This is a genomic window from Streptomyces sp. KPB2, assembly GCF_003950055.1.
Taxonomy (GTDB): Bacteria; Actinomycetota; Actinomycetes; order Streptomycetales; family Streptomycetaceae; genus Streptomyces; species Streptomyces salinarius.
On sequence record NZ_CP034353.1, the window covers coordinates 7,631,115 to 7,651,996 of the forward strand.

Here is a 20,882-nt window from a genome sequence, read left to right on the forward strand (position 1 = left end):
TACGCGTGGAACTCCGGCCGGCGCGGCGGCGCGCGAGGCGCCACCGGGTGGCCGGGTACGCGAAGGTGTGTGAAGGGTGCTCCGGGCCGTGGTCCGGAGAGAGGTCCGACGGGTTACGACGCGACGTGCGTCGAACGGTCGGTGGGAAGAAGGCCGTTAGAGGCCGGAACGCTCACAGCCGGTGCGCTCGGGCACGCGGGGACACTCCGCGGTGGTACCGAACCGGTATGTGGTCATGCCACCGATTGTGTGATCTTCTTTCGTTCCTGTCAACGGGGTCAGGGGTGGCAGGGAACGAAGGGGCGCAGGTCGTCGCCCTCCGGCTGGACGACGCCGTAGCTGCTCTCGGGCACCTTGTTCCACACTCCGGGCAGGTCGCCCAGCGGTTCCGAGACGATGAGGCGGCTGTTGTCGGACGCCTCCTTCAGGAAGGGCAGTCCGGGGTGCAGCGCGCGCAGGCTCTCCACCCGGCTGCTGTAGTACAGCGACCGCGACTGGCCCTGGCTGGAGTAGCGGAAGCCCCACAGCCGCTGTCCGTCGGTCACGGCGACCGTCATCTGCAGTGGGAACTCCACGCCGTGTTCGTGGCCGATCTCCTCCACCAGGCCCGCCATGTGGGCCACGGCCGCGGGAGGGTCGTTCTCCAGGCCGAGGGTGAGCGCCAGGTAGAACATCATCTCCGAGTCCGTCGATCCCTCGATGTCGAGGAAGAGCCGAGGATCGACGGCCAGCGCGAGGTCGCGGCGCAGCCGGTGGAACTCGGCGATGGCGCCGTTGTGCATCCACATCCAGCGACCGTGGCGGAAGGGATGGCAGTTGGTCTGCTGCACGGGGCTGCCCGTCGAGGCCCGTATGTGTGCGAAGAACAGGGGCGAGCGGACATGGCTCGCGATCTCCCGCAGGTTGCGGTTGCTCCAGGCCGGCCCGACCTCCCGGACGATCGCGGGCGTCGTCATCTCCGGCCCGAACCAGCCGACTCCGAAGCCGTCCCCGTTCGTCGTCTCGACGCCCATGCGGGCGTGCAGGCTCTGGTCGATGAGCGAGTGCTCGGGCTGGTACAGCAGGGTCTCCAGGAGTACGGGTGTCCCCGAGTAGGCGAGCCATCGGCACATCGCTCCGTCGCCTCCCTAGTGGCCGGGCGCCCCGGACGTCAGTCGACCGGCCAGGTGTGGACCGGGGCGTTGAGGTGCATGTAGTCCATGTACTGCTGGGTCATCCGGCGCAGCGCCTCGTGGCAGCCCGGCCGGGCGCCGGCGTCGATGTGGTGGAACATCTCCTTCTGCCAGACCGCGCCGTTGCGGCCGGTGACGCACCGCTGCTCGATGATGCCGAGCAGCGGCTCCCGCCACGCCGAGTCCATGCCCGACAGCTCCAGCCCCCGGTGCGCCAGCGGCAGCAGCCGGCGCAGGACCAGCTCGGGCACGGTCACCTCGCCCACGCCGGGCCAGTACAGATGTGCCTCGATGCCGTGCCGGGCGGCGGTGTGCAGGTTGTCCTCGGCGACCGAGAAGGACATCCGCGACCACACCGGCCGCTCCTCCTCCACCAGGGCGCGGGTGAGCCCGTAGTAGAAGGCGCCGTTGGCGAGGGTGTCGGCGACGGTCGGGCCGGCCGGCAGGACCCGGTTCTCCACGCGGACGTGCGGCTTGTCGTGGGCGACGGCGTAGACGGGCCGGTTCCAGCGGTAGATGGTGCCGTTGTGGAGGGTGAGTTCGCCCAGTTCCGGGATGTCGCCCCGGTCGAGGGTCTCGGCGGGGTCCTGCTCGTCGCACAGCGGCAGCAGCGCCGGGAAGTAGCGGAGGTTCTCCTCGAACAGGTCGAAGACGCTGTTGATCCAGCGCTCCCCGAACCACACCCGCGGCCTGACCCCCTGGGCCTTGATCTCCTGCGGCCGGGTGTCGGTGGCCTGTTCGAACAAGGGGATGCGGCTCTCGTGCCACAGCTCCTTGCCCAGCAGGAACGGCGAGTTGGCGGCCAGGGCGACCTGGACGCCGGCGATGGCCTGGGCGGCGTTCCAGTAGTCGGGGAACTCCTCCGGGGCGACCTGGAGGTGGAACTGCGTGCTGGTGCACGCCGCCTCCGGCGTGATGGTGTCCGCGTAGGTCCGCAGACGGTCGACGCCGTCCACCTCGATGTGCAGGTCCTCGCCCCGGGCCGCGAACACCTGGTCGTTGAGCAGCCGGTAGCGCGGGTTCTCCGACAGGGCCGCCTCGCCCACGTCGGACTGGCGCAGCGTGGGCAGGGTGCCGACCATGATCAGGTGGGCACCGACCGACGCGGCGCGGTCCTCGGCGTGGTTCAGGGCGGCGCGGATCTCGGTCTCCCAGGCGTCGGGACCGCCCGCCGTCAGCTGCCGGGGCGGGATGTTGATCTCCAGGTTGAACCGGCCCAGCTCGGTGGACCAGGCCGGGTCCGCGATCGCTTCGAGGGCGTCGCTGTTGCGCATGGCGGGTTCGCCCCGGTCGTCGACCAGGTTCAGCTCGATCTCCAGGCCGACCTGGGGCCGCTCGGTCTCGAACCGGGACTCGCGCAGCATCTGCGCGAAGGCCTCCAGGCACTCCTGCATCTTGATCCGGTACCGGCGGCGGTCCTCGCGGGTGAAGACCAGCGCCGGGACGTCCCGTCCCATCGGTCCTCCCGGGGTTGCCTTCCTCGGACGCTCCTCCACCCCAGCGTCGCACCACCCGGCGCACCCCACCAGACGGGACGGGAACGGGGGCCCACCGCACCGTGTGCGGCGGACCCCCGTCGGTTCCGCCCCTCAATGGGGCTGATCAGGCCTTACAGCTTGCCGGAGGCGCGCACCGTGATCACCTTGGAGGTCTTGCCCGCCGGCGAGGAACCGTAGCCCTCGATCTTCTTCACCACGTCCATGCCCTCGACGACCTTGCCGAAGACGACGTGCTTGCCGTCCAGCCAGGGGGTGGGAACCGTGGTGATGAAGAACTGCGAGCCGTTGGTGTTCGGACCCGCGTTGGCCATCGAGAGCAGACCCGGGGTGGTGTGCTTCAGCTGGAAGTTCTCGTCCGCGAACTTCTCGCCGTAGATGCTCTTGCCCCCGGTGCCGTTGCCCGCGGTGAAGTCGCCGCCCTGGAGCATGAAGTCCGGGATCACGCGGTGGAACTTGGAACCCGCGTAGCCGAAGCCGTGCTCGCCGGTGGCCAGCTCAATGAAGTTCTTGGCGGTCTTGGGGGTGACGTCCTCGAAGAGCTCGAAGACGATGCGGCCCGCGTCCTGCTTGTCGATGTCGATGTCGAAGTAAATCTTGGAATTGCTCATCGCACCATTGTTGCGTGTGACCCCCGGTGATGCCGAATCGGCTGCCCGTTCAGCGCGTGGCGAGCAGTCCGAGGGTGTCGATCACGCGGTTGGAGAAGCCCCACTCGTTGTCGTACCAGGCGACCACCTTGACGTGCCGGCCGTCGACGCGGGTCAGGGCCGAGTCGAAGATCGACGAGGCCGGGTTGCCGGTGATGTCGGAGGAGACCAGCGGGTCCTCCGAGTACTCCAGCACACCGGCGAGCGGCCCCTCGGCGGCGGCGCGGTAGGCGGCCAGGACGTCCTCGCGGGTCACGTCGCGGGCGACGGTCGTGTTCAGCTCGACGATCGAGCCCACCGGGACCGGCACGCGGATCGAGTCGCCCGAGAGCTTGCCGTCCAGGCCCGGCAGCACGAGGCCGATCGCCTTGGCGGCGCCCGTCGTGGTCGGCACGATGTTCACCCCGGCGGCGCGGGCGCGGCGCGCGTCGCGGTGCGGGCCGTCCTGGAGGTTCTGCTCCTGCGTGTAGGCGTGCACCGTCGTCATGAAGCCGTGCTCGATGCCGGCCAGCTCGTCGAGCACAGCGGCGAGCGGCGCGAGGGCGTTGGTGGTGCAGGACGCGTTGGAGACGATCGTGTGGGCGGCCGGGTCGTAGGCGTCCGTGTTCACGCCGTAGGCGAGCGTCACGTCCGCACCGCTCGACGGGGCGCTGACCAGGACCTTGCGCGCGCCCGCGGTGAGGTGGGCGCGGGCCGCCTCGGCCGAGGTGAAACGGCCGGTCGACTCCAGCACGATGTCGACGCCCAGCTCGGCCCAGGGCAGCCGGGCCGGCTCGCGCTCGGCGAGCACCTTGATGCGGTGACCGTCCACGACCAGGGTGTCCCCGTCGACGGTCACCGGACGGCCGAGCCGGCCGGCGGTCGAGTCGAAGGCGAGCAGACGGGCCAGGGTGGCGGGCTCCGTGAGGTCGTTGACGGCGACGACCTCCAGCTTCGTGTCGCGCTCCAGCAGCGCCCGCAGCACGTTGCGGCCGATGCGGCCGAAGCCGTTGATGCCGATGCGAGTCATGAGTGGTGTGTCCCTTCGTTCGCCACCAGGTCCTTCCCCCTCAGGCTCGCGCAGGACGTAGGGGCGTGGCAGCGGCGCGAGAGCCATGGTTCGCAAGGATCGCGCCAGACCCGTGACGGGGCGGCGGCGCCCGGCTACTCGCCCCGGGCGAAGGTGCGCCGGTACTCGCTGGGAGTGGTGCCGAGGATGCGCTGGAAGTGCAGCCGCAGATTCGCACCGGTGCCGAGCCCGACGTCGGCGGCGATCTGCTCGACCCCGCGCTCCGAGCGTTCGAGCAGCTCGCGGGCCATGTCGATACGGGCGCGCATGATCCACTGCATCGGTGTGTACCCGGTGTCCTCGACGAAGCGCCGGGAGAGGGTGCGTGCCGACACGGCCGCGTGCCGGGCCAGTGCCTCCAGGGTGAGCGGCTCGTCCAGCCGGCGCAGCGCCCACTCGCGGGTGGCGGCGAACCGCTCGCCCAGGGGCTCGGGCACGCTGCGCGGCACGTACTGGGCCTGACCGCCGCTGCGGTAGGGGGCCGCCACCAGGCGCCGGGCCGCGTGGTTGGACGCGGCCACCCCGAGGTCGCCGCGCAGGATGTGCAGGCACAGGTCGATGCCGGAGGCGGCGCCCGCCGAGGTCAGGACGCTGCCCTCGTCCACGAACAGCACGTTCTCGTCGACCCGGACCCGGGGATGCTTCGCCGCGAGCGCCCGCGTGTAGTGCCAGTGCGTGGTGGCCCGCCTGCCGTCGAGCAGGCCGGTGGCGGCCAGCGCGAAGGCGCCGGTGGAGATGGCGGCGAGCCGGGCGCCCCGGTCGTGGGCCGCCGTCAGCGCCTCGACCACGGCCGGCGGCGGGTCGTCGACGTCGGGCGACCGGTAACCGGGCAGGAAGACCACGTCGGCCCAGTCCAGGGCCTCCAGACCGTGGGCGACGTGGTACGACAGGCCGTCCCCGCCGGTCACCAGGCCGGGAGCCGCGCCGCACACCCGCACCTCGTACGGCATGCTCGCGCGCGTCGTGAAGACCTGCGCCGGGATGCCGACGTCGAGGGGTTTCGCCCCTTCGAGCACGAGGACGGCGACGCGGCGCAGGCGGGAGGAGCACACGGCAGAAGCGTACGGGGGAGTACGGCGGTCAGCTCAGCCCGAGGACGCTCATCGTGTGCTCGGCCATCCGCCGCTCGCCGAGGGCGTTGGGGTGGACGGGAACGACGTTGCTGCCGAACAGCAGCGGTTCGATCCAGCGGGTGCCGGGGGCCTCGCAGGCGTCGTGACCGTCGGAGACGCCGGAGAAGTCGACGTACGTGGCGCCGGTCTCCTCGGCGGCACGCCGGACCGCGTCGTTGAGGTGCGCCTGGATGTCCCGCAGGTAGGGCACGTCGTCCGCGGCGACGGGCAGCCGCAGGAAACAGGACGGGTCGGCGGTGGCCGGTGTGATCCACGGGTAGCCGAGGGCCGCCACCCGGGCGTGGGGCGCCCTGGCGCCGACGTCGCGCAGCGCGGCCTTGAGCGCGGGGTACGTGTTGGCCTCGATCTCGTCCTCGAAGGACGTGCCGTACTTGTCCTTGCAGGGGCTGCCCTGCCCGCCGCTGAGGACGCCCGCCGTGCCGCAGGCCGTGATGGCGTTGATGAACGTGTTGTTGTCGTTGCCGCCGATGGTGAGCGTGACCAGGTCCGTGCCGCTGCTGAGCGCGTCCAACTGCGGGGCCACGCCCGGGTACTGGGCCTGCGCGAAGTCGGCCGTCCGGGCGGCGCCGCAGGTGACGTCCTTGAGCCGGGCGCCCGTCGCGTCCGCGATGACGTGGGGGTAGTTGGCCGTCGAGCGCAGACAGATCAGGTTGGTGAGGTCGATGGGCAGGACGCCCGATCCGGCGCTGTAACTGTCGCCGAGAGCCACGTAGTCGAGGGTGGCGGGCGTGGCGTGCGCGGTGGCGTCCGTGAGGCCGAGGGCGAGGGCGCCGACGGCGGCGGTTGTCGCGGCCATGACACGGCGAAGGGCGTGCTTCGGCATGTGCTCTCTCTTCTTCGGGAGGGCGGGAGCGGAGTTACCGAGCGGTTCTACTTTTAAGTAATGTGCAGTGCCGTTGACTGCAAGTCAACGTTGTTGACGGAACTTCTCGCAGTCGCCGAGTCGCAGGTGGGCGGGGCACGGACCGGCCCCGAGCCGCGCTGTCGGTGCCCGTCGCTATGCTCGCCGGACTCCACAGCCCCTTTCGCCCTTCCGTCGCCGGAGCCGCCGCCATGCCACCGACCGAGTCCGAACTCGCCGATGCCGTCCACCGCGCGACCCGCGCAGCCCTCCTCGACCTGTTCCGGGGCCACCCCGGTCACCGGTTCTACTACGTCACGCTCGTGACCTCCGGTGAGGCCTACGGACCCGCGCTGTCCGCCTGGTCCCACCAGGCCCTGGCGGCGGAGTCGGAGCGGCAGGGCTGCGCGCCCCTCGACCTCAAGTGGTCGTACGCTGACTCCCCGTTCTGCTGCTACGGCGAAGAGCACCTGGCGCCGGTCCGGCCCCTCTTCGCCGCCCGGGGAGACCTCTTCGACCTGCCGGACGACGCGGCGGACGCGGAGTTCGAGCTGCGCCTGCGGGCGATGGAGACGGCCGTGGCCCGGCTGGACGCCGAGGGCCTGTTCGGCAGGGGCCGCGACCGCGACGCGGTCGTGGTCACGGTCGAGGTGCCGTCCGAGCCGGGCAACGACGAGCGTGCGCTGCGATTGAACCCGCCCGCGGCCCTGGCCGACTGGCGGGCCGAGGCCGCCGAACCCCAGGAGGTCTGACCGAAGGACGCCTGTGGGCGGGCCGGGGCTGTTTTAGAGTGACTTCCGCCAGTCGCACGACGGACCTGTGAGGTACTCACCAGCCATGACGACCGAAACGTTTGAGTTCCAGGTAGAGGCGCGTCAGCTGCTCCAGCTGATGATTCACTCCGTCTACTCGAACAAGGATGTCTTCCTGCGCGAGCTCGTCTCCAACGCCTCCGACGCGCTGGACAAGCTGCGCCTCGCCGCCCTCCGCGACGACGCCCCCGGCGCCGATGTGAGCGACCTGCACATCGAGTTGGAGGTCGACAAGGACGCCCGCACGCTGACCGTGCGGGACAACGGCATCGGCATGTCGTACGACGAGGTCACCCGGCTGATCGGCACGATCGCCAACTCGGGCACCGCCAAGTTCCTGCAGGAGCTGCGCGAGTCCAAGGACGGGGACGGGAACGGCGACGGGGCCGGGGCCGACGGGCTCATCGGCCAGTTCGGCGTCGGCTTCTACTCGGGCTTCATGGTCGCGGACGAGGTCACCCTGGTCACCCGGCACGCCGGCGAGACCGAGGGCACCCGCTGGACCTCGCGGGGCGAGGGCACGTACACCCTGGAGCGGATTCCCGAGGCCCCGCAGGGCACCGCGGTCACCCTGCACCTCAAGCCGGCCGACGCCGAGAACCAGCTGCACGACTACACCTCCACCTGGAAGATCAAGGAGATCGTCAAGCGGTACTCGGACTTCATCACCTGGCCGGTCCGCCTGCTGCCGGAACCGGGTGAGGACGGCGACGGCGCCGAGGCCCGCGAGGCCGAGACGCTCAACTCGATGAAGGCCCTGTGGGCGCGCCCGCGCGACGAGGTGTCCGACGACGAGTACCACGAGCTGTACAAGCACATCGCCCACGACTGGCGCGACCCGCTGGAGACGATCCGGCTCCAGGCGGAGGGCACCTTCGAGTACCAGGCCCTGCTTTTCGTGCCCTCGCACGCCCCGCACGACCTGTTCACCCAGGGCTACCAGCGCGGCGTCCAGCTCTACGTGAAGCGCGTCTTCATCATGGACGACTGCGAGGAACTGCTGCCGCCCTACCTCCGTTTCGTCAAGGGCGTGGTCGACGCGCAGGACCTCTCGCTCAACGTCTCCCGCGAGATCCTCCAGCAGGACCGTCACATCCGCATGATCCAGCGTCGCCTGACGAAGAAGGTCCTCTCGACGGTCAAGGACCTCAGGACGTCGGCGCCGGACCGCTACGCCACGTTCTGGCGCGAGTTCGGCGCGGTGCTGAAGGAAGGCCTGGTCACCGACTCCGACAACCGGGACGCGATCCTCGCCGCCTGTTCGTTCGCCTCCACCCACGACGCCGACGAGCCCACCTCGCTCAAGGACTACGTGGAGCGGATGAAGGACGGGCAGGACGACATCTACTACATGACGGGCGAGTCCCGTACGGCCCTCGAGAACTCCCCGCACATGGAGGCGTTCCGGGCCAAGGGCGTCGAGGTCCTCCTGCTCACCGACGCCGTCGACGAGGTCTGGGTCGACGCGGTGGGGGAGTACGAGGGCAGGACGCTGCGCTCGGTGGCCAAGGGCGAGATCGACCTCTCCGGCACCGAGGACGACAAGAGCGACGCCGAGAAGGAGAAGCAGGGCGAGGAGTACGCCGGGCTGCTCGGCTGGATGACCGAGCACCTGGGCGAGGACGTCAAGGAGGTCCGCCTCTCCTCCCGCCTCACCGTCTCGCCGGCCTGCGTCGTCTCCGACGCCGGTGAGCTGACGCCGGCCCTGGAGAACATGTACCGGGCGATGGGGCAGGAGGTGCCCAGCGCCAAGCGCATCCTCGAACTCAACCCGGAGCACCAGCTGGTGAAGACCCTGAACCGGGCCTGGACCGACCAGCGGGACCGCGCGGAGCTCACGGAGACCGCCGAACTGCTGCACGCCCTCGCGGTGCTCGCCGAGGGCGGCCGGCCCAAGGAGCCCGCCCGGTTCGTGCAGCTGATGGCGGACCGCCTGGAGCGCACCCTGTAACCGGCCGGAAGGACGCGGCTCCGGCAGGGCCCGGATGCCGCGCCGTCCGTCATCCGCATGGCGAGACGGCGTGGCATCCGGAGCGGCCTCTTCCGTATATTCGTACGCATGTATGCATCGGCTCCGCTGCTGTGCCTCGCGCTCTTCGCGTGCTCGGCGTGGTGCGTCGACGACGGCCTCTGTCGCCGCTGACCTCCCGGACCGGCCGCGCTCCCCGCGCCGCCGGTCCGTCCGCGTCCGCCGTCCCCGTGCACACCACTCCGGAGATTCGTCCGTGACCACCGCACCCCCGGCCGGGTCCGCCCCGGCCGCGCCGCCGCGCGCGTCCACCCCGCTGTTCGCCCCCTCGCCCACCTCCTCGCGACGTCCCGAGGCGCCGCCCCTGCCCCCGGTGCGGCGGACGCCGCTCGCCGTGTCCGGGCTGCTCGCCGCCGCCCTCACCGCGTACGTCTGGTCCGCGCACGGTGCCAAGCCCGGTGTGCTGCTCCTGCTGGGCCTCGGCCTGGGCGTCGCCCTCTTCCACTCCCGGTTCGGCTTCACCTCCGCCTGGCGGCAGCTGGTCGCCGTCGGCAACGGGACCGGGCTGCGGGCACACGCCCTGCTTCTCGGCACCACGGCCACCCTGTTCGCACTGCTCATCGGCACGGGGACCGGACTGTTCGGCTCCCAGCCGGCGCCGTCCGCCGGACCGATCGGCGTCGGCCTGTTCGCCGGTTCGGCCCTCTTCGCCATCGGCATGCAGCTCGGCGGGGCCTGCGCCTCGGGCACCCTCTTCGCGGTCGGCTCGGGACAGACCTCGATCGTGCTGACGCTCGGCGGCTTCGTCGCCGGCGCCACGCTGGCCGCCTGGCAGTTCGACCTGTGGAAGGACCTCCCCGCCTGGGAGCCCGTCGTGCTGTCCGAGCACATCGGCTGGTTCGGCTCCTGGGGCGTGACCGTCGCCGCGCTGCTCGCCGTGGTGCTGGTCAGCCGCCGCGTCCAGGCCCGCCGCAACCCGCCGCCGCTGGGTGCCGTGCCCTCGGCGCGCCGGGCCCTGGTCCGCGCCGTCCGCGGTTCCTGGCCGCTGGCCGTCGGTGCCCTGGCGCTGGCCGCGCTCGGCGCGGGCGTCCTGCTGGTCTCCGGCGGTGCCTGGGGGGTCACCAGCGCCTTCAGCCTGTGGGGCTCGGAGCTGGTGGGCGCGCTCGGCGGTCACCCGGAGAACTGGACCTGGTGGCAGCGGCCCGGCAACGCCGAGATGCTGGCCGGCCCGGTGCTCGCCGACAAGACCAGCCTCACCGACATCGGCATCATGATCGGCGCGGCCGTCGCCGCCTCGCTCGGCGGCACCTGGGCGCTGCACCGGGGCATCCCCTGGCGCACCGCGGTCGCGGCCGTGCTCGGCGGTGTACTGATGGGCGTCGGCGCCCGGCTGGCCGGCGGCTGCAACATCGGCGCCTACCTGGCGGGCATCGCCTCCGGCAGCCTCAGCGGCTGGCTGTGGGGCGCCTTCGCGCTGGCCGGCACCTGGGTGGGCCTCAGGCTGCGGCCGCTGTTCGGGCTGGGCAACCCCAAGCCGGGCGACGGCGTCTGCTGACGGGGGATGCCCGTGCGGCACAGGGGTCAGGCCTGCGCCGCACGGGCCGCTGAGGGCGCCGCTAAGGAGTGCCGCTTCCCTGCGGCGCGCGCCGCTCCGTCGCGGTGACCCGGGCGATGGCCTCCAGGGTCAGGGCTCGGCCGTGCGGCTCACGGGCCAGGGCGCGGTGCAGCGTCAGGCCCTCGATGAGCGCGTCGAGCTGGCGGGCCGTGTCCGGGTCGAAGTGCTTCTCCAGATGGACGCGGCTGCGGCGCATCCACTCGTGGGTCAGCTCCCGGTAGGCCGGCTGCCGCGCGGCGAGGGTGTACAGCTCCTGGGTGAGCACCAGGTCCCGCTGGCTGTCCTCGGACAGCTCGTGCACGAGGTCGGCCACCGCCTCCCGGGCCTGGTCGCGGTCGGCCGCGGCGCCGAGGTGTTCGTCGAAGACCGCGACGATGTGGTCGGTGAAGCGGCCGAACGCCTCGCGCAGCAGCTGCTCGATGCCGCTGAAGTGGTACGTCATCGAGCCGAGCGGTACCCCCGCGCGCTGCGCGATCCTCCGGTGGGAGACGCGCGCGATGCCCTCCTCGGCGATCAGGTCGAGGGTGGCCGCGAGGATGCGTTCGCGCCGCTGCGGGTCCGTGTGTCCGGTTGCCATGGGAGCAGACTTACACGTTCCGCACCGGCCGGGCAGGGTTGCCGACGGCCACGACGTTCGCCGGCACGTCCTTCGTGACCACCGCGCCGGCGCCGATCACGGCGTTGTCCCCGACGGTCACGCCCGGCAGCACGATCGCGCCCCCGCCGAGCCAGACGTTGTCGCCGATGACGATGGGCCGGGCGGCCTCCAGCTTGTCCCGCCGGGGCCCGGGCTCCAGGGGGTGCGTGGGGGTGAGCAACTGGACGTTCGGACCGATCTGGCAGTCCTCGCCGATGGTGATCGCCGCGACGTCCAGTGCCGTCAGGTTGTAGTTGACGAAGGTGCGCGCCCCGATGCTGATGTTGCTGCCGTAGTCGACGTACAACGGCGGCCGTACGTGGGCCTCGGTGCCCAGGGAGCCGAGCAGTTCGGCGAGGAGCGGCCGCGCGGCCTCCGCGTCCTCCGCGTACGCCGCCTGGTAGCGGGCGGCCAGCCGCACGGCCTGCTGCTGCCTGCGGGCGATCTCCGGATCGTCGGCGATGTAGAGGTCGCCCGCCAGCATGCGTTCGAGGTTGGTGCGGGAGTCGCCCGCGAAGTGGTCCGTCGGCATGCGCCCGATCCTACCCCGGGAGCGTACGAACGTACACTCCCGCGCGGGTCATGTCGCCGATTGCCCGGTTCAGCCCCGGCGGGGCCGGAGTACTCCGGCGCACACGAGGACGAGCATCCCCGCGAGCGGCACCACCAGCAGCCCCACCCGCAGACTCGTCGCGTCGGCGACCAGACCCACGACCGGTGGGGAGAGCAGGAAGCCGAGCCGCATCAGCCAGGAGACGAGCGTCAGCCCCGACCCGGGCCTGAGCCCCGGCAGCTCGTCGGCCTCGTGCATCGCCGCCGGCACCAGCGTCGCCACCCCGAACCCGGCCGCCGCGAACCCGAGGACCGTGCCGGGCACCGTCGGCACGGCCAGTGCACATCCCATGCCGACCGCGGCGATCAGGGCGCCGGAGCGGGCCACCGCGCGCTGGCCGAAGCGGTCCACGAGCCGGTCGCCGACGATCCGGCCCACGAACTGCGCGCCGACCAGGGCGACATACCCGGAGGCGGCGAGTGCCGCGGTCGCGTGCAGCGAGTCGGAGAGATAGAGGGTGGCCCAGGACATGCCCGCGTCCTCGACGAGGGTGCCGGCCGTGGCGATGAGGACGAGCGCGGCCAGCACCCAGCCGGTCCGCAGACCCGTGGCCGGGCCCCGGGCCGGTGCCGGAGCCCGGTCCTCGCCGTCCCCGTCCCCGGCCGGCTCGGCGTCGGTCTCGGGGCCCGGCAGGCAGTACCGCAGGGCGACGCAGGCCGCGACCGCGAACACCACGGCGGAGAACAGCAGGTGCGGACCCCGGGCAACGCCGAGCGCGATCGCGGCGGCGGCCATGGAACCGCCGGTGACGGCGCCGATGGACCAGATGGCGTGGAAGGAGTTGATGATGGACCGTCCGTAACGGCGCTGCACCCGCAGCCCGTGGGCGTTCTGCGCGACGTCGGTGAACGCGTCCATCGCCCCGGCCAGGAACAGCGCCCCCGCGAACACCGCCACCGAGTCGGCGAGTCCGGCGGCGAGGATGCCCACTCCGGTCAGCAGCGTGCCGCCGACCGCCACCCGTGCCGAGCCGAAGCGGCGCACCAGGACCCCGGCCGCGAGCCCGGCCACGACGGCGCCCGCCGGGAACGCCGCCACGGCCAGCCCGTAGGCGGCGTTCCCGACCCCGAGGTCCGCCTTGATCTGCGGATACCTCGGCAACAGGTTGGCGAACAGGGCCCCGTTGGTGAAGAACAGCACGGCGACGGCCAGGCGGGCCCGCCGATCGACCGGGGCGGGCCGGCGCAGTACGTCAACAGTCATGCGAGGGAGCCTACCGCCGAGGCGTACGAACGTACACTCCTGCTCGTGCGCGGTGCCTCAGTCGAGCAGGTCGGCGACGAGCGCGGCGAACTCCTCGGGAGTGGCGAGCCGGATGCCGAGCTGTTCCGCCTTGGCCCGCTTCGAGCCCGCTCCCTCGCCCGCGACGACGAGCGTCGTGTTCTTGGAGACGCTGGACGAGGAACGTCCCCCGGCCCGCTCGACGAGTTCGTTCATCTCATTGCGGCTGAGCCGCTCCAGGCTTCCGGTCATCGCGCCGGTGACCACCACCTTCATGCCCGCCAAGGGGCCGGCCCCGGCCGCGGCGGGCGTGGCCGCGTCCGCGCCGTCGGCGCCCTCCGCGTCGGCGGCCGGGGGCGGGGTGGCGCCGGGCTCGGTCATGTTGACGCCGGCGGCGGCGAGCTTGTCGATGAGCGGGGCGAGTTCGGCGATCTCGGCGACGATGGACGGCGCCTTCTCCACCCCGATGCCGTCGACCCGCTGCATGGCCTCGGCGTCGGCGGCCCGGATGTGGTCCATGGTGGCGAAGTACCGGGCGATGCGCCGGGACATGGACCGGCCGGTGCCCCGGACGCCCAGCGCGCACAGCACCCGGGACAGCGGCTGCTCCTTGGCCGTCGCGAGCGCGGCCAGCAGGTTGTCGGTGCTGGTCTCGCCCATCCGCTCCAGGGCGAGCAGCTGCTCCCGCCGGAGCGTGAACAGGTCGGCCAGGTCGGCGACCAGACCCGCCTCGACGAGCTGGACGACGCGGGTGGTGCCCAGGCCCTCGATGTCGAGCTGGTCGCGGCCGGCCGCGTAGGCGAGCGAGGCGACCAGGTGGCAGTTGCGGCCCTGCGCGCACCGCCACCGCTCCTCGCTCGTGTCGATGTCCGACCCGCAGCGCGGACACGCCTCGGGGAACACGATCGGCCGCTCCTCGCCCGTCCGCAGATGCGCCACCGGGGCCTCGATGCGCGGGATGACGTCACCGGCCCGGTGCACCATGACGTGGTCGCCCAGGCGCAGTCCGCGCCGGGTGATGTCGGCCGGGTTGTGCAGCGTGGCGTAGGTGATCGTGGAGCCCTCGATGACCACCGGTTCCAGGACGCCGCGCGGGGCGACGATGCCGGTGCGGCCGACGTTCCACTCCACGTCCAGCAGGCGGGTGATCTTCTCGACGGCCGGGAGCTTGTACGCGATCGCCCAGCGCGGCGCCCGTGAGCCGGACCCGGCGGCCCGCCGGTCGGCGGCGAGGTCGGCCTTGACGACGATCCCGTCGATGCCGAAGGGCAGTTCCGCGCGGAGCGCGGCGATCTCCCGGACCCGGGCCACCACCTGCTCGGGCGTCTCGACGACCACGTCCGGGACGGCGGTGCCGGCGCTGGTGTGCACGCCGAGACCGGCGGCCGTCGACATCAGCTCGCTGTACGGCAGCTCCCCGAGCCGCTCGGCGAGCACGGCGTCGGTGCCGGGCAGCGCCAGCAGGCCGTAGCCGAAGAACGTCATCGGCACCGTGTAGGCGCGCTCCTTCGCACGCAGGGTGCCCGCGGCGGCGTTGCGCGGGTTGGCGAAGGGCTGCCCGCCGTGCTGTATGCGCACCTCGTTGGCGTGCTCGAACTGGGCCGTCGTCATGAGGATCTCGCCGCGCACCTCGACGGTCACCGGCTCGGCCAGCTTCTCGGGAAGCCCTTCCACGGTGCCCATGGCGTGCGAGACGTCCTCACCGGCCGTGCCGTCGCCCCGGGTGATCAGCCGGGTGAGGCGGCCCTCGTGGTAGCGGGCGGCGACCGCGAGGCCGTCCAGCTTGGGACCCACGCTGAACCGGGTGACCTCGCGGTCGACGCGCCGGGCCAGGGACGCCGTCCAGGCGGTGAACTCCTCCGGCGAGAACACGTTGTCCAGGCTGAGCATGGGCACCGTGTGCGGAACGTCCCCCTCGGCCGCACCACCGGCGACCTTCCCGGTGGGGGAGTCGGGCAGCACCTCGTCCGGATGCTCGGCCTCCCACGCGGCGATCCCTCGCGCCAGCCGGTCGTAGGCGTCGTCGTCCAGGGGCGAGGAGCCGCCCGCGTAATAGGCGGCGGCCGCGCGCGCGGCGTCCTCGACCGCCTGGGCATAGGCGGTGGCGTCGACGATCACTGCTGCAGGAGTAGTCATGGACGGAATCATGCCGCCCACCACTGACAACGGGCCTCGCCGTGACGACGGGCCTCGCCGTGACGACGGGCCTCGCCGTGACGACGGGCCCCGCGGTGGCGACGGGCCGCGCCGCATGCCGAGACGGATTCCGTCGCGGGAATGGCGGGAAGCACGGCTCCGTTGACACCTGTCATGCCCGACTCTTCCCCACGGCCCGCGGCCGGCCGCATGCCGCTCGCCGTCTACATCCTCGGCCTGTCCGTCTTCGCGCTCGGCACCAGCGAGTTCATGCTCTCCGGGCTGCTGCCGCCCATCGCCGACGACATGGACGTGTCCATCCCGCAAGCCGGGCTGCTGATATCGGCGTTCGCGATCGGCATGGTGGTCGGCGCGCCGCTGCTCGCCGTCGCCACCCTGCGACTGCCGCGCAAGACCACGCTCGTCGCCCTCATCTCGGTGTTCGGCCTGGGGCAGGTCGCGGGTGCGCTCGCGACGAGCTACGAAGTCCTGTTCGTCTCACGCGTGGTGAGCGCGCTCGCCTGCGCCGGCTTCTGGGCCGTGGGCGCGGCCGTGGCCATCGCCATGGTGCCGGTGACCGCGCGGGCCCGCGCGATGGCCGTGATGATCGGCGGACTGTCCATCGCCAACGTCCTCGGCGTCCCGGCCGGCGCCTTCCTCGGCGAGCACCTGGGCTGGCGGTCCGCGTTCTGGGCCGTGGGCGGCGCGTCCGCCGTCGCGCTCGTCGGCGTGGTCACCCTGATCCCCCGCATTCCGCTGCCCGAGCGGAGGCCCCGGCTGCGCGGCGAGCTGGCGATCTACCGGGACCGCCAGGTCTGGCTGTCCATCGTCGTGACCGCGCTCGCCGCCGGCGGCGTGTTCTGCGCCTTCTCCTACCTCGCGCCGCTGCTCACCGATGTGGCCGGACTGGCGGACGGCTGGGTCCCGACCGTGCTGGCGCTGTTCGGCGTGGGCGCGCTGATCGGCACGACGATCGGCGGCCGGGTCGCCGACGCGCACCTGTTCGGCGTCCTGCTCTCCGGCATCACCGCCTCGACGGTCCTGCTGGCCGCACTCGCGCTGTTCGCCTCCAGCCCCGCCGCCGTGATCGTCCTGTCGCTGCTGCTGGGCGTCTCCGCGTTCTACACGGCGCCCGCGCTCAACGCGCGCATGTTCAACGTCGCCGGCGCCGCGCCCACCCTCGCCGGCGCGACCACGACCGCCGCGTTCAACCTGGGCAACACCGGCGGCCCCTGGCTCGGCGGCACGGTGATCGACGCGGACTTCGGCTACGCCGCGACGGCCTGGGCCGGCGGGGCGATGACCCTGGTCGCGATCGCCTTCGTCGCCGTCTCCCTGCGGCTGCACGGCCGGTCGCGCGTCGTGATGGGCGGCCTGGCCGCCGAGCCCGCGGGCTCGGACCGAACCCAGCGGGTGTGACGCCGACCGTAACCCGGACGCCCAGCGGGCGTTCGAGCGGGATCGGCATGTGATCACCGGCAAGGGCGGGGTCGTAGCACAGAGGTAGTGCGCCGCGACAGCATCTCGGAGGACGCCGGTTCGAATCCGGTCGCCCCGCCCCCTTTCACCCGACCTACGTCCCGCCCCCCTTCGCCCGACCCACGCCCCGCCCCCTTCCGCCCGACCCGCGTCCCGGCCCGGGCGTCCCGTCAACGGTCCGCGGGCCCGGCGGCGGCTCTGGCACAGCGGTCGGCCAGCCCGGCGAACGCCTCCCTGAGCGCGGGCGGCCCGACGACCTCGACGTCCGTGTCGAAGAGGCAGAACGCGGCGGCGAGCGAGGGCCACGACCAGGAGCCCAGCGTGAGCCGGCAGCGGTCCGGGCCCAGTTCCTCGACGGTCCCGTCCCCGGCGTGCGGGGTCACCGCGGAGGCGGGCAGGTGGAGCACGGCCTCGCCCTGGCAGGGCCAGTCCGGAGAGGTGTCGGAGCCGCGGAACCTGGCGGTCAGGAAGGCGACCACGTCCTTGCCGGGCAGTTCCCGGGGGACGAACCGGGGACCGGTGGGGGTGCGCGGAGTGATCCGGTCGGCGCGGAAGACCCGCCAGTCCTCGCGGTCCAGGTCCCAGCCGACCACGTACCAGCGCCCGCCCCGGGCGACGAGACGGTGCGGCTCCACCCGGCGCGAGGGCGGCGGGGCCCCGGGCCCGCCGTCCCCCGGGCGGGCCGGGGCGTGGTCGAAGCGCACCACCTCGCGGGCATGGACGGCGGCACTGAGCGCCATGAGGACACCGGTGTCCGTCGGGGGCGCCGACGGTGCGACGGAGGTGACGGGGAGGGCGTCGATCCGGTGCCGCAACCGGGCGGGCATGACCTGGCGCAGCGTGGCCAGGGCCCGTCCCGCACCGTCCTCGATGCCGGCGCCGCTGACTGCCGCGGTCCGCAGCGCGACGGCGAGGGCGACCGCCTGCTCGTCGTCGAAGAGCAGCGGGGGCAGCCGCGTTCCGGCGTCGAGCCGGTAGCCGCCGTCGGGCCCCTTCACCGCCAGGACGGGATACCCCAGCTCCCGGAGCCGCTCGACGTCGCGGCGCAGCGTGCGCGGGCTCACCTCCAGCCGCTCGGCCAGCACCGCGCCCGGCCAGTCCCGGCGGGCCTGGAGCAGCGAGAGCAGGGACAGCAGCCGGGCCGAGGTCTTCCGCATGCCCCCATGCTCCCGCACATAGCGGCCACAACCTGACCGCTACCTCGACCAGAGTGGGCGCAGCGGGGCCGGACCGGCCCCGCGGCCGGCCCGCTCCGGTGGGCCGTTCCGCAGTTCCGCACGTTCCGTTCCGCACGTTCCACGAGGCAAGGAGCCCGTCGTGACCGCCAAAGCCGTGACCCACCTGAACTTCCGTGGTGACGCCCGCGAGGCACTCACCTTCTACCAGGCCGCGTTCGGCGGGGACGTGATGCTGGTGACGTACGAGGACGCCGGCAACGTCCAGCAGCCCGCCGAGGCCGAGCAGGTGATGTTCGGACAGGTGTCCACCGCCGACGGCCTGTGCGTGATGGCCTATGACGTGCCCTCGGACCTGCCGTGGGACCAGGGCGAGAACGCCTTCTTCGTCTCCGTCCGGGGCGAGAGCGCGGAGGAGATCACCGCGTACTGGGAGAGGCTGACCGACGGCGCGACCGTACTGCGGCCGCTGGGCGCCGCTCAGTGGGCACCGCTGTACGGCATGCTGCGGGACCGGTTCGGCGTCACCTGGGTCCTCGACGTGGTGAGCGAGTACACCGCGTGAGCGTGCTCGACTCCCGGTCGCTGAACCGCGCGGCCCTCGCCCGGCAGTTGCTGCTCGACCGCGCGGACCTCCCCGTCCCGGACGCCGTCGCGCACCTCGGCGGCCTGCAGGCACAGGAACCGCAGGAACCGTTCGTGGGACTGTGGTCGCGGCTGCGCGACTTCGCCCCGCGGGCGCTCGACGACCTGCTGACCGGGCGCCGGGTGGTGCGCACCCACCTGATGCGCCGCACCGTCCACCTCGTCACCGCCGAGGACGTCCTGGCCTGGCGCTCCCGCCACGACGCCATGCTGCGCGGACGCGTCCTCGGCACCTACCGCCGCGAGCTGGAGGGGGTCGACCTCGACGAACTCGCGGCGGCGGGCCGAGCCGTACTGGCCGACGGCGAGCCCCGCTCGATGGCCGCACTCGCCCGGGCCGTGGCGGAGCGGTGGCCCGGGGTGGGATCGCGGCCGCTGGGGGAGATGCTGGTCGCCGCGCTGATCCCGACGGTGCAACTCCCGCCGCGCGGCCTGTGGCGGGTCAGGGCCCCGGTCCGCAACGCCCCGGTCGCGGCCTGGCTGGGCCGCGCGGTCGACCCGCCGGCCCCACCGGGCACCGATCCGGTCGGGGCGGCACTGGTACGGCGCTACCTCGCCGCGTTCGGACCGGCCGCCTCGGCGGACCTGCGCGCCTGGTGCGGGCTCGCGGGGCTGCCCGCCGCCGTCGCCGCCGTACGCGGCGAACTGGTCGCCTTCCGCGACGAGCGCGGCCGGGAACTCCTCGACCTTCCCGACGCACCGCGCCCCGACCCCGGCACCCCCGCCCCGGCGCGGTTCCTGCCGGCGTTCGACAACGCGGTCCTCGGCTATCAGGACCGCGGCCGCGTCATCGACGACGCGCACCGCGGCCTGTCGGTCACCGGCGCCCGTTTCGTCCTGGTCGACGGCCGGGTCGCCGCGACCTGGACCGTGGCGGACGGCACGGTGGCCGTCACCCCGCTGCGCCGGCTCACCCGGCCGGAGCGCACCGAGGTCGCCGAGGAGGGGCGGGCCCTGGCGTCCTTCCTCACCGACGGCGAGAGCGACCGGGTACGGGTCGGGACGGCACCGTCCTGAGCCGGGGGCGACCCGCGACGGCCCGTCCCGACCGGGTCAGGCGCCCGCGACGACGTCGGCGACCACGCAGCTGACGTTGTCCGGGCCGCCGGCCCCGTTGGCCAGGGCGACCAGTTCCCGGACGGCCCGCTCGGGTTCCGGGGCGTCGGTGAGCACCCGCTGGATCTCCCCGTCCGGCACCACCGTCGGCAGCCCGTCGGAGCAGAGCAGGTAGCGGTCCCCGTCCCCGGCGTCGTGCAGGCGCAGGTCGGCGGTGGCATCGGCACCGCTGCCCAGGGCCCGCACCAGCATCGACCGCTGGGGGTGGGAGGCGGCCTCCTCCGGGGTGATGCGTCCTTCGTCGATCATCGTCTGCACCACGGTGTGGTCGTGCGTGATCCGGAACAGGTCGCCGTCGCGCAGCAGGTAGACGCGGCAGTCGCCGATGTGGACGAGGGCCAGTTGCGACCCGGTCCAGAGCATCGCGGTGAGCGTCGTTCCGGTCCCCTCGGCGGCCGAACCGGTCCGGGCGGCGCCGTCCACCGCCTGTTCGGCCTGCTCGACGGCGTCCGCCAGGACGTCGAGGAGCCCGCCCGCCGGAATGCCGTCCGTCTCCAGGTACTTGAGTGCCTCGACGGCGGCCGCGCTCGCCCGGGCGCCGCCGTCGCCGCAACCGTCGGCGACGGCGAGCAGACGGGACCCGGCGTACGCGGTGTCCTGGTTGGCCTCGCGCACCAGGCCCACGTCGGAACCGGCGGCGTAACGGATGCTCAGGGGGCTCGCGGTGGTGGCCACGGCGGGGTCCTCTCGTTCCAGATGACCGACGAGGAAGGCGACCAGGTCCCGCCGTGCGGCGAAGTCGGCCTCGGCCCGCGCCCAGAAGCTGCGGATCTCCTGGGCCGCGTGCCCCTCGTCCAGCGAGCACACGTGCCGGATGCGGACCAGCGGCATCCCCAGCCGTCGCAGCCAGGCGACGAGCCGGGCCCGCTCCACCTGCTCCGGCGCGTAGCGCCGGTAGCCGGTGACCGGGTCGACGTGGGCGGGCGGGAGCAGCCCCAACTCGTCGTAGAGACGCAGCGCCTTCGGCGAGAGCCGGGAGGCCTTCGCGAACGCCCCGATGGTCAGCAGCCCCATGCCCACTCCTCCTCGTACCGGGCGGGTCGCCCGGTGACACCGATGCTGTGGCCTGACCCAAGGTGAAGGTCAACCACCGTCAGCCGTCGGCCCGTCAGCCGTCGTCCGAC

The 20,882-nt window shown here is 72.8% G+C and carries 18 protein-coding genes and 1 tRNA gene; 7 read left to right on the plus strand and 12 right to left on the minus strand.

Annotated elements, in window-relative coordinates; genetic code table 11:
- Positions 1-278: 278 nt before the first annotated feature.
- The 6 genes from D1J63_RS34565 to D1J63_RS34590 all read right to left on the minus strand — a co-directional run bounded on the left by D1J63_RS34565 (position 279) and on the right by D1J63_RS34590 (position 6,322).
- Positions 279-1,112, minus strand: a complete 834-nt coding sequence (locus D1J63_RS34565; protein ID WP_102930017.1) for a class II glutamine amidotransferase — start codon at positions 1,110-1,112, stop codon at positions 279-281.
- 38 nt (positions 1,113-1,150) lie between these two features.
- Positions 1,151-2,629 carry a glutamate-cysteine ligase family protein gene (locus D1J63_RS34570; RefSeq protein ID WP_125634444.1) on the minus strand — a complete coding sequence of 493 codons (1,479 nt, stop codon included), beginning with the start codon at positions 2,627-2,629 and terminating at the stop codon, positions 1,151-1,153.
- A 152-nt stretch (positions 2,630-2,781) separates the two neighbouring features.
- On the minus strand, positions 2,782-3,279 hold the full coding sequence (locus D1J63_RS34575; protein WP_125634446.1) for a peptidylprolyl isomerase: 498 nt from the start codon (positions 3,277-3,279) through the stop codon (positions 2,782-2,784).
- A gap of 49 nt (positions 3,280-3,328) precedes the next feature.
- A complete protein-coding gene (gene gap, locus D1J63_RS34580) occupies positions 3,329-4,327 on the minus strand; it encodes a type I glyceraldehyde-3-phosphate dehydrogenase (RefSeq protein ID WP_102930020.1) in 999 nt (332 codons plus the stop codon).
- Positions 4,328-4,461: 134 nt separating this feature from the next.
- Positions 4,462-5,418, minus strand: a complete 957-nt coding sequence (locus D1J63_RS34585; protein ID WP_102930021.1) for a helix-turn-helix domain-containing protein — start codon at positions 5,416-5,418, stop codon at positions 4,462-4,464.
- Between the two features lie 28 nt (positions 5,419-5,446).
- Positions 5,447-6,322, minus strand: a complete 876-nt coding sequence (locus tag D1J63_RS34590) for an SGNH/GDSL hydrolase family protein (RefSeq protein ID WP_125634448.1) — start codon at positions 6,320-6,322, stop codon at positions 5,447-5,449.
- 230 nt (positions 6,323-6,552) lie between these two features.
- On the opposite strand from D1J63_RS34590, the gene D1J63_RS34595 reads away from it, so the two are divergent.
- The 3 genes from D1J63_RS34595 to D1J63_RS34605 all read left to right on the plus strand — a co-directional run bounded on the left by D1J63_RS34595 (position 6,553) and on the right by D1J63_RS34605 (position 10,676).
- Complete coding sequence (locus D1J63_RS34595; protein ID WP_125634450.1) at positions 6,553-7,092, plus strand: DUF4303 domain-containing protein; 540 nt, start codon at positions 6,553-6,555, stop codon at positions 7,090-7,092.
- Positions 7,093-7,177: 85 nt separating this feature from the next.
- Positions 7,178-9,103: a molecular chaperone HtpG gene (gene htpG, locus D1J63_RS34600; protein ID WP_125634452.1), complete on the plus strand. Its 1,926-nt coding sequence runs from the start codon at positions 7,178-7,180 to the stop codon at positions 9,101-9,103.
- 274 nt (positions 9,104-9,377) lie between these two features.
- Positions 9,378-10,676, plus strand: a complete 1,299-nt coding sequence (locus tag D1J63_RS34605) for a YeeE/YedE family protein (RefSeq protein ID WP_125634454.1) — start codon at positions 9,378-9,380, stop codon at positions 10,674-10,676.
- A 61-nt stretch (positions 10,677-10,737) separates the two neighbouring features.
- Here the strand turns inward: D1J63_RS34605 and D1J63_RS34610 are convergent, their stop codons facing one another.
- The 4 genes from D1J63_RS34610 to ligA form a co-directional block, all read right to left on the minus strand.
- Positions 10,738-11,313, minus strand: coding sequence for a TetR family transcriptional regulator (locus D1J63_RS34610; protein ID WP_125634456.1), 576 nt, complete (start codon positions 11,311-11,313; stop codon positions 10,738-10,740).
- Between the two features lie 10 nt (positions 11,314-11,323).
- On the minus strand, positions 11,324-11,905 hold the full coding sequence (locus tag D1J63_RS34615; RefSeq protein WP_125634458.1) for a sugar O-acetyltransferase: 582 nt from the start codon (positions 11,903-11,905) through the stop codon (positions 11,324-11,326).
- Positions 11,906-11,974: 69 nt separating this feature from the next.
- Complete coding sequence (locus D1J63_RS34620; protein ID WP_125634460.1) at positions 11,975-13,189, minus strand: MFS transporter; 1,215 nt, start codon at positions 13,187-13,189, stop codon at positions 11,975-11,977.
- 57 nt (positions 13,190-13,246) lie between these two features.
- Positions 13,247-15,343, minus strand: coding sequence for an NAD-dependent DNA ligase LigA (ligA, locus tag D1J63_RS34625; RefSeq protein WP_164713107.1), 2,097 nt, complete (start codon positions 15,341-15,343; stop codon positions 13,247-13,249).
- A 210-nt stretch (positions 15,344-15,553) separates the two neighbouring features.
- On the opposite strand from ligA, the gene D1J63_RS34630 reads away from it, so the two are divergent.
- Together D1J63_RS34630 and D1J63_RS34635 are read left to right on the plus strand one after the other, a co-directional pair.
- Positions 15,554-16,762, plus strand: coding sequence for a Cmx/CmrA family chloramphenicol efflux MFS transporter (locus D1J63_RS34630; RefSeq protein WP_125636028.1), 1,209 nt, complete (start codon positions 15,554-15,556; stop codon positions 16,760-16,762).
- Positions 16,763-16,827: 65 nt separating this feature from the next.
- Positions 16,828-16,902: transfer RNA gene (locus D1J63_RS34635), tRNA-Leu, on the plus strand.
- Between the two features lie 90 nt (positions 16,903-16,992).
- Here D1J63_RS34635 and D1J63_RS34640 read toward each other — a convergent pair.
- On the minus strand, positions 16,993-17,979 hold the full coding sequence (locus D1J63_RS34640) for a WYL domain-containing protein (protein ID WP_125634464.1): 987 nt from the start codon (positions 17,977-17,979) through the stop codon (positions 16,993-16,995).
- Between the two features lie 160 nt (positions 17,980-18,139).
- Between D1J63_RS34640 and D1J63_RS34645 the strand changes: the two genes are divergently transcribed.
- Both D1J63_RS34645 and D1J63_RS34650 read left to right on the plus strand, forming a co-directional pair.
- Entirely contained in the window at positions 18,140-18,562 is a 423-nt protein-coding gene (locus D1J63_RS34645; RefSeq protein ID WP_125634466.1) for a VOC family protein, read from the plus strand.
- Complete coding sequence (locus tag D1J63_RS34650; RefSeq protein ID WP_125634468.1) at positions 18,559-19,659, plus strand: winged helix DNA-binding domain-containing protein; 1,101 nt, start codon at positions 18,559-18,561, stop codon at positions 19,657-19,659. Before D1J63_RS34645 ends, D1J63_RS34650 begins: the two co-directional genes overlap by 4 nt.
- A gap of 36 nt (positions 19,660-19,695) precedes the next feature.
- On the opposite strand, the gene D1J63_RS34655 is transcribed toward D1J63_RS34650, so the two are convergent.
- Positions 19,696-20,772: a MerR family transcriptional regulator gene (locus D1J63_RS34655; protein ID WP_197925142.1), complete on the minus strand. Its 1,077-nt coding sequence runs from the start codon at positions 20,770-20,772 to the stop codon at positions 19,696-19,698.
- Positions 20,773-20,882: the final 110 nt, after the last annotated feature.

Coding starts and splice junctions, on each gene's coding strand:
- D1J63_RS34565 (WP_102930017.1), bottom strand. CDS start 1,112: ATGTGCCGATGGCTCGCCTACTCGGGGACACCCGTACTCCTGGAGACC.
- D1J63_RS34570 (WP_125634444.1), bottom strand. CDS start 2,629: ATGGGACGGGACGTCCCGGCGCTGGTCTTCACCCGCGAGGACCGCCGC.
- D1J63_RS34575 (WP_125634446.1), bottom strand. CDS start 3,279: ATGAGCAATTCCAAGATTTACTTCGACATCGACATCGACAAGCAGGAC.
- gap (WP_102930020.1), bottom strand. CDS start 4,327: ATGACTCGCATCGGCATCAACGGCTTCGGCCGCATCGGCCGCAACGTG.
- D1J63_RS34590 (WP_125634448.1), bottom strand. CDS start 6,322: ATGCCGAAGCACGCCCTTCGCCGTGTCATGGCCGCGACAACCGCCGCC.
- D1J63_RS34595 (WP_125634450.1), top strand. CDS start 6,553: ATGCCACCGACCGAGTCCGAACTCGCCGATGCCGTCCACCGCGCGACC.
- htpG (WP_125634452.1), top strand. CDS start 7,178: ATGACGACCGAAACGTTTGAGTTCCAGGTAGAGGCGCGTCAGCTGCTC.
- D1J63_RS34610 (WP_125634456.1), bottom strand. CDS start 11,313: ATGGCAACCGGACACACGGACCCGCAGCGGCGCGAACGCATCCTCGCG.
- D1J63_RS34615 (WP_125634458.1), bottom strand. CDS start 11,905: ATGCCGACGGACCACTTCGCGGGCGACTCCCGCACCAACCTCGAACGC.
- D1J63_RS34620 (WP_125634460.1), bottom strand. CDS start 13,189: ATGACTGTTGACGTACTGCGCCGGCCCGCCCCGGTCGATCGGCGGGCC.
- ligA (WP_164713107.1), bottom strand. CDS start 15,343: ATGACTACTCCTGCAGCAGTGATCGTCGACGCCACCGCCTATGCCCAG.
- D1J63_RS34630 (WP_125636028.1), top strand. CDS start 15,554: ATGCCGCTCGCCGTCTACATCCTCGGCCTGTCCGTCTTCGCGCTCGGC.
- D1J63_RS34640 (WP_125634464.1), bottom strand. CDS start 17,979: ATGCGGAAGACCTCGGCCCGGCTGCTGTCCCTGCTCTCGCTGCTCCAG.
- D1J63_RS34655 (WP_197925142.1), bottom strand. CDS start 20,772: ATGGGGCTGCTGACCATCGGGGCGTTCGCGAAGGCCTCCCGGCTCTCG.